This window comes from Flavobacterium hydatis (assembly GCF_000737695.1).
GTDB classification, from domain to species: Bacteria; Bacteroidota; Bacteroidia; order Flavobacteriales; family Flavobacteriaceae; genus Flavobacterium; species Flavobacterium hydatis.
In genome coordinates this window covers 1-6,372 of the sequence record NZ_JPRM01000069.1, presented here as the reverse complement: position 1 = coordinate 6,372, position 6,372 = coordinate 1, and the positions used below count along the sequence as shown (strand labels likewise).

Here is a 6,372-nt window from a genome sequence, read left to right as displayed (position 1 = left end):
ATATTATACTGTAAAAAAAATGCTAGATTCTGGGTTAGAATCTAGCATTTTTAATTTATAAAACTTCCGTTTATTTTTTTATAATCTTGTCTTTAAAAACAACTTTATTATTTTCTGATAAAGTATAAATATAAATACCCGTTTTTAAATCACTTATCTGGATTACCGAAGTACTACTTTCTTGTCCTCCATTTACATCAACAGGTTTTCCTATCATGCGACCAGTAATATCATAAAGCCTTAATTTTAGCTTCTTGTCTTCATTCGTTTTTACAAGAACATTAACAACATCTGTTGCTGGATTAGGATATGCTTTTACTGCAAAACCATTCTTGGTTTCAAAATCGATTGTACCTAAAGTAGATCCTTTTAATTCAAAACGAGCAATTACAGGTCCGTGATCGGATGTTGTATTTACATAATTTGCTATATCTGTACGAGGATCATATACTGCAATAGAGTTAGCAATATATTCACTATTTAATTCATTTGATATCATAATATGATCTAAAAATCCACCTGAACTCAAGAAACTAAAAGCTCCTGCTTTACTAATTTCTAAAGTAAGTGCTGTATAATTTGCCGTATCATCTACAAACATTTTATATGAAGAAGGATTTGGTGTAACTACAGATGCTTTTACATCATCATTATAATCTCCCAAAATGATTAAATTAGACTTTGAATAATAACGATCTAGACTATCCTTTAATACTTGAGCATCATATTTACGCATATTGTATTTACTGATATCTGTTCCGCTATTAGCACGTGCATGAAGATCTACTAAATTAATTAGTTTTTTTACTCCTCCGATATTTGTTTCTATTTGTACCATATAAGGTAAACGTCCTGATGAGAAAAAGTTAGCATTAGTACCTGGATAATTTACTAACGTTTCAGTTCCAGCACGAAGTCCATCATAAAAATCCTTAAACATTACACGGTCTTTTGTTACCGTTGCTGTTTTAGTATTATAAATTACAACTAATTTTTGTGCAGGAAAATTAGGATCCGCAGCGTTAAATGAATAAGACCAACTAGGCGAAGTTACTTTACTAAATGTTTTACCACCTACACTTATTTGCCTAATTAGCTCATCCATAGCATCGTCATTAGACACTTCTTGTACAGCATAAACATCGGCATCTAACTTAATCATTGCTTTTGCAACATTAGCAATTTGCAATGCATCATCTATTGGACCAAATTCTTTTCCAGAGGCATCTTTTACGTCAGTTCCAAAAAATTCAAGATTATACGTTACAACATCAAATGTATCCTCTTTTGGTAAAGACGAACCTTTTAATGTACCAATCTTTTTATTTAATGAAGTTCCTGTTATTGTTAACGAACCAGCTATAGACAATTCTTTTGTAGAAGGTGTAAATCTTGCATAAATTGTTTTCCCAAGCAATGCATCCGCCTCGCTTACAATAACACTTGATAAAAAGTTAGAATCATTAAGAGATAATTGATAATCTAGTGGAGCTGCAATAGTAACATCACCGTAACCACCAGCTTTAAAAACAAAAGACTTACTAGTAGAAATTGTGTTAGGGCTCACATCTCCAAAATCTAAATTAGGATTTGAATCTACGAATCCTTGCTCATTTGTTATAGCTACATCATCAATCGTCCACTCTGATGCATTACCACTACCTCCTGATAACGTTTCGTAAACCCAAGCTACATAAGTATGATCCGTTATGTATGCTCCTAAATTAATGTATTGTGATTGAACATAAGCTCCCGTAGTTACAGGAAAGTTACCATCTATTTCTGTCCAACTAGCACTAGCAGGGCTACTTTTTCCATCGTAATTTGTAGAAACCATTAATTTTAAACTTGGTCCTGCAAAATATTTACGAGCATAAAATGATAATAAAGGATAATTATTAAAGCTATTTAAGCGTAATTTTGGCGAAATCAACCAATCTTCACTTACACCATCTGAAAATCCATTCATTACCACTGCTCCAGGAGCTGAATTAGCATTTGTAGTTGTACTTTTCCATTGATTAGCAACCCCAGCAACATTATAAGATGTCCAACCACTATTGGTAAATACATTGGCATCATTAAAATTCTGAACGTATGGATTAATTCCAAAACCTGATACACTCACTATTTTAGTAGCTGCACCTATAGATTGATTAGTAATTTGTCCTGTAAAACTACCAAGTGCATTTGGTGTAAAACGTACATAAACTGTTGGCGTAGCATTTCCGTTAAAATCAGATACACTATATGTTACTGAAGGCACAAAAGTGATATTATCCTTAGATATTGCAAAATTAGCCGGTGCAGTAACTGTTACTGGATTATTAAGATTATCTCCTCCTATTTGGTAACTTAGAACCGATGAAGTAAAATTTGGTTCTTCGACACCCAAATTAATTACTGTAGTTGTTGTAGTTATTTTTGGTGACACAACAGCCGGAGTGGTCGCATCTATTTTGTTTACACTTGCTTGTATATTTCCAAATGAATCTTCGGAAATAGAGTAAACACTATATGCTGTATTTAGTGTTAAACCAGTAATTGTTTTTGAATAAACCAATGATTTATCTGTGATATCTAATACACCAGATTGTAAAGCGGCTGTTCCACTTGCGTTGAAACCACTTTTTACTTGTGCTCCTGTAGGTGCTGCATCAGTAGCTAGTACTAATACATAATATGTTTTCCCTACTTCATCAATTTTATTATGAAAATCAAACTCATCTGATAATACATTATCTATTTTTGGATAACCTACTGCATCTACTGGAGCATCACTATCTTTTCTGACATCTATATTATCGATTGCAAAAGAAGGACGCGAACCTCCTCCTCCAGCTTGCCTTGATATCCATCGAATCTGAACTACTGGTTGATTATCGCATTCAGCAGGTAAAGTTACCTTTATCTTCTGCAAATTTTGTGGGTCAGTAATTGCCTTTATTTGAGTTGTTGTATTATTAGAATAAACAGTTGATAATAATGAAACAAAAGGTGTTGTGGTTCCGACTCTGTATTGCAACACCATTTCATTAATACGAGTATTACTTGTAATATCATAAGGATTACGAATTGTCATTACATCATACTGAACTTGAATCCCACTTTCTTTAGTAGTACTAAATGCAAAACCAATAGTTAAATCTAATGAACCTGTATTAAGAAAACCAATTTTCCCATTATAGTTATGAATATTACCACTATTAGTAGCAGCAGTACTTGTTCCTCCTTGTGGAGCAGTCAAAGTCCTGTTGGCAACTAGAGTTGCATTTGTATTGAATGTTGATCCTGGCGATACACTAGCTGTCCAGCCTTGAAAACCATCTGGATAATCAGTTACACCATTCCCAATACCATCAAAATTTTGTGTATAAGGGATAGCTTGAGGCACAGGATTACTTGGTGCTTGAGCAAAAAGATTTGCTGAAAAGCAATAAAAAAAACTTAAAAAAGCCAGTAAATGGCGCAAAGAGTAGTGGTTTTTCATACGTTAAAAATTAGTGTTTTTAGAGTTCAAATTTATAGTCTTTAAAGTTAAGCGAATATTATAAAACTTTAAAGTTATTGTTTAAACCTTTATAAATATTTAGCACCAAACTACATAATAAATATTAATTATTTCAGATATCCATAATAATTATATGGGTTAAGCGAATAATTCTTATTGAATCTCATTTTACACTTTAGATATAAACTACTCAACAAACCCAGTAATCATAGGGTTTTCAATCAAAAAAACGATCAATTAATCCCTCTGAAACAAACCTTTTTTTACATCCATGAAATAATAAATACCTTAAAGTAACTTTCAAAAATTGTACTTTTATTATTAATTATCTAACTCTAAAATTTACATATCATGAGCTTCTTAAAAATCAAAACTAGTTGGTCTAATGCTGAGTTTATTGTATTAAAACTTTGTATCGCTTCGGCATATATTTTAATCGGCAGTTATTTTCATGATTTTTTTAGCAACTATTATATTCCGCAAATTATCTTATTTAGTATTACCGTAATCTGGTCTGTTTATTTATGGTTGAATAAAATGAAAAACAACAAGCAGGAATACTGATAAATTGGAATTACTTGTGAAACAAAGCTATCTTTGCACAAAAATTCCAGCATGTCGCATCAACATTTTATTCTTTTTAAACCATACGGTTATTTAAGTCAATTTATATATGAGCTAAAAAGAAAGAAGAAACTTTTGGGTGAATTATATAATTTTCCCGAAGGAACAATGGCTATTGGCAGGCTTGATGAAGATTCCGAAGGTTTGCTCCTGCTTACTACTGATGGAAAAGTAAGCGAACAAATAAGAAGTAAGAAAGTCGATAAGGAATATTACGTTCAGGTTGATGGTATCATTACTCCTGAAGCTATTGAAGAATTGCAAAAAGGGGTAGAAATAGGTTTTGATGGTGGAAAGTATAAAACCAAACCTTGTTCTGCTTTTATTGTTACTGAAATTCCTGATTTTGGTCCTAGAGCAAAAAAAATCCGAGACGAAAGACATGGGCCGACTTCTTGGGCTTCGATTACGGTGAATGAAGGGAAGTTTCGCCAAGTGCGAAAAATGACTGCTGCCGTGGGTTTTCCTACTTTAAGATTAGTACGTGTTCGTATAGGAAATGTATATTTGCAGGGCTTAAAAGCTGGAGAGGTTTTAGAAGTACCCGATTTTAAGTTAGAAAATCTATCAATTTAAATACTTCTCAAATTAACGATTAACCGAATAAACAAATTAACGACAATGTTAAACATAGTTCTCGTAGAACCCGAAATACCTAATAATACTGGAAATATTGGTCGCTTATGTGTTGGTACGCAAAGCCGATTACACTTAGTGCATCCTTTTGGCTTTGTTATAAATGATAAAAACCTAAAACGTTCCGGACTCGATTATTGGGTTCATCTTGATGTAACCGAATATCAGAATGTAGCGGAATGGAAAGCTCAGATTCCAGATTTATCACGTGTTTTCCTTATGAGTTCTCATGCCGAAAAATCATATCTTGAAACTGATTTCCAAGATGGGGATTGGTTGGTTTTTGGTAAAGAAAGCGTAGGATTGAGTAAAGAGGTTTTAGAACAGTTTGAAAATCATCTTACGATTCCGATGTCGTCATTAATTCGAAGTTTTAATATCGCAAATTCGGTTGCGTTTGTTGTTGGTGAAGCTAAAAGACAGATTGGGTTAAAAGTCTAAATGGTTATTTGTTTAATCGTTTAATCGAAACTCCGATTTGCTTCCTGCAAGGTTTTTCCAACCTTGTAGGTATTTGCTCTATAGAAAAAGGTGATTACAATAATTCTATTTAGGAAATACAGAATTTACTTTTATACCTTCTAGTCTAAAAATCATTACAAGGTAGTTCTCAAAGCTACTAGCCCTGATAATAGCGGCATCCTTTTATTTTATTTTTTTTTTAAAAATAAAAGATATAGCCGATAGCAGGAAATTGCTTCAAATACTCGCAATGACAATTACTAATAAATACATTCTTTTAAGTAATTACAAACTTTCCCTTTTCGGCATCAAAAGTAATATGGTCGTCTTTGAACAAAGTCGCAAAACTTCCTGTTGCAATCAAATTACAAGGTTCGTCTTGTATAACTGTTTCGGGTGTCATGATAATCATTTCGTCGCTTAACTGAATTGCCAAATCGATATCATGCGTAGAAAACAGAATGCATTTTCCTGTTTCATGTGTTAGCTTTTTCAGTAATTTAAACAACGCTACTTTGTGCAATAAATCGAGATGTGTAGTAGGTTCATCTAAGATAATAAGTGGCGTATCTTGTGCCAAAGCACGTGCAATTAATACTTTCTGTAATTGTCCGTCGCTTATTTCGTAATGTTTTTTATGTGCTAAATGACTTATTTGTGTAAGTTCTAATGCTTCATTTACTTTTGTGATATCGTATGGAGTCAAAGTCCCAATCCAGTTTGTATATGGTTGGCGACCCAAAGCCACTAACTCAAAAACGGATAAATTACTCGATGGGAGTTTCTCGGTTAAAACGATGCTTAAATTCTGAGCTAAATCGAGTGGTTTATATTCGAATACATTCTTATCATTTAATAAAACTGTCCCTGATAATGGATGTTGGATTCCTGTTATGGTACGTAACAAAGTCGATTTCCCTATTCCGTTTGCACCAATTAAAGCAATGAGTTTTCCTGGTTCTAAATTCAGGTTTAAATTTTGAGCAATAGTTACAGTTGCTTTCTTGGTCTTGTAGCCAATACTTAAGTTTGAAGTTGATAAGATAGTTTCCATTCTGATTATTTTTTTAAACACATAGAAACATAGGTTTCTTTTTTCTATTAAAAGAATTTTAAATAAAATTTACTTGTAAATTAAA

At 32.7% G+C, this 6,372-nt stretch carries 5 protein-coding genes; 3 read left to right on the top strand and 2 right to left on the bottom strand.

Features of this window, described 5'->3' with window-relative positions:
* Positions 1–70: 70 nt before the first annotated feature.
* Positions 71–3,490: a T9SS-dependent choice-of-anchor J family protein gene (locus IW20_RS25015; protein WP_035629052.1), complete on the bottom strand. Its 3,420-nt coding sequence runs from the start codon at positions 3,488–3,490 to the stop codon at positions 71–73.
* A gap of 372 nt (positions 3,491–3,862) precedes the next feature.
* On the opposite strand from IW20_RS25015, the gene IW20_RS25010 reads away from it, so the two are divergent.
* From IW20_RS25010 to IW20_RS25000, 3 genes are read left to right on the top strand one after another with little or no spacing between them, the layout of a single operon-like run.
* Positions 3,863–4,075, top strand: coding sequence for a hypothetical protein (locus IW20_RS25010; RefSeq protein WP_035629051.1), 213 nt, complete (start codon positions 3,863–3,865; stop codon positions 4,073–4,075).
* Between the two features lie 51 nt (positions 4,076–4,126).
* A complete protein-coding gene (locus IW20_RS25005; RefSeq protein WP_035629049.1) occupies positions 4,127–4,711 on the top strand; it encodes a pseudouridine synthase in 585 nt (194 codons plus the stop codon).
* A 45-nt stretch (positions 4,712–4,756) separates the two neighbouring features.
* Positions 4,757–5,212 (top strand): tRNA (cytidine(34)-2'-O)-methyltransferase, encoded by a 456-nt coding sequence (locus IW20_RS25000; protein ID WP_035629047.1) that lies wholly within the window; start codon positions 4,757–4,759, stop codon positions 5,210–5,212.
* 298 nt (positions 5,213–5,510) lie between these two features.
* Here the strand turns inward: IW20_RS25000 and IW20_RS24995 are convergent, their stop codons facing one another.
* The gene (locus tag IW20_RS24995) at positions 5,511–6,287 is read right to left on the bottom strand and encodes an ABC transporter ATP-binding protein (RefSeq protein ID WP_035629045.1); all 777 of its coding nucleotides are present in this window, start codon (positions 6,285–6,287) and stop codon (positions 5,511–5,513) included.
* Positions 6,288–6,372 lie beyond the last annotated feature (85 nt).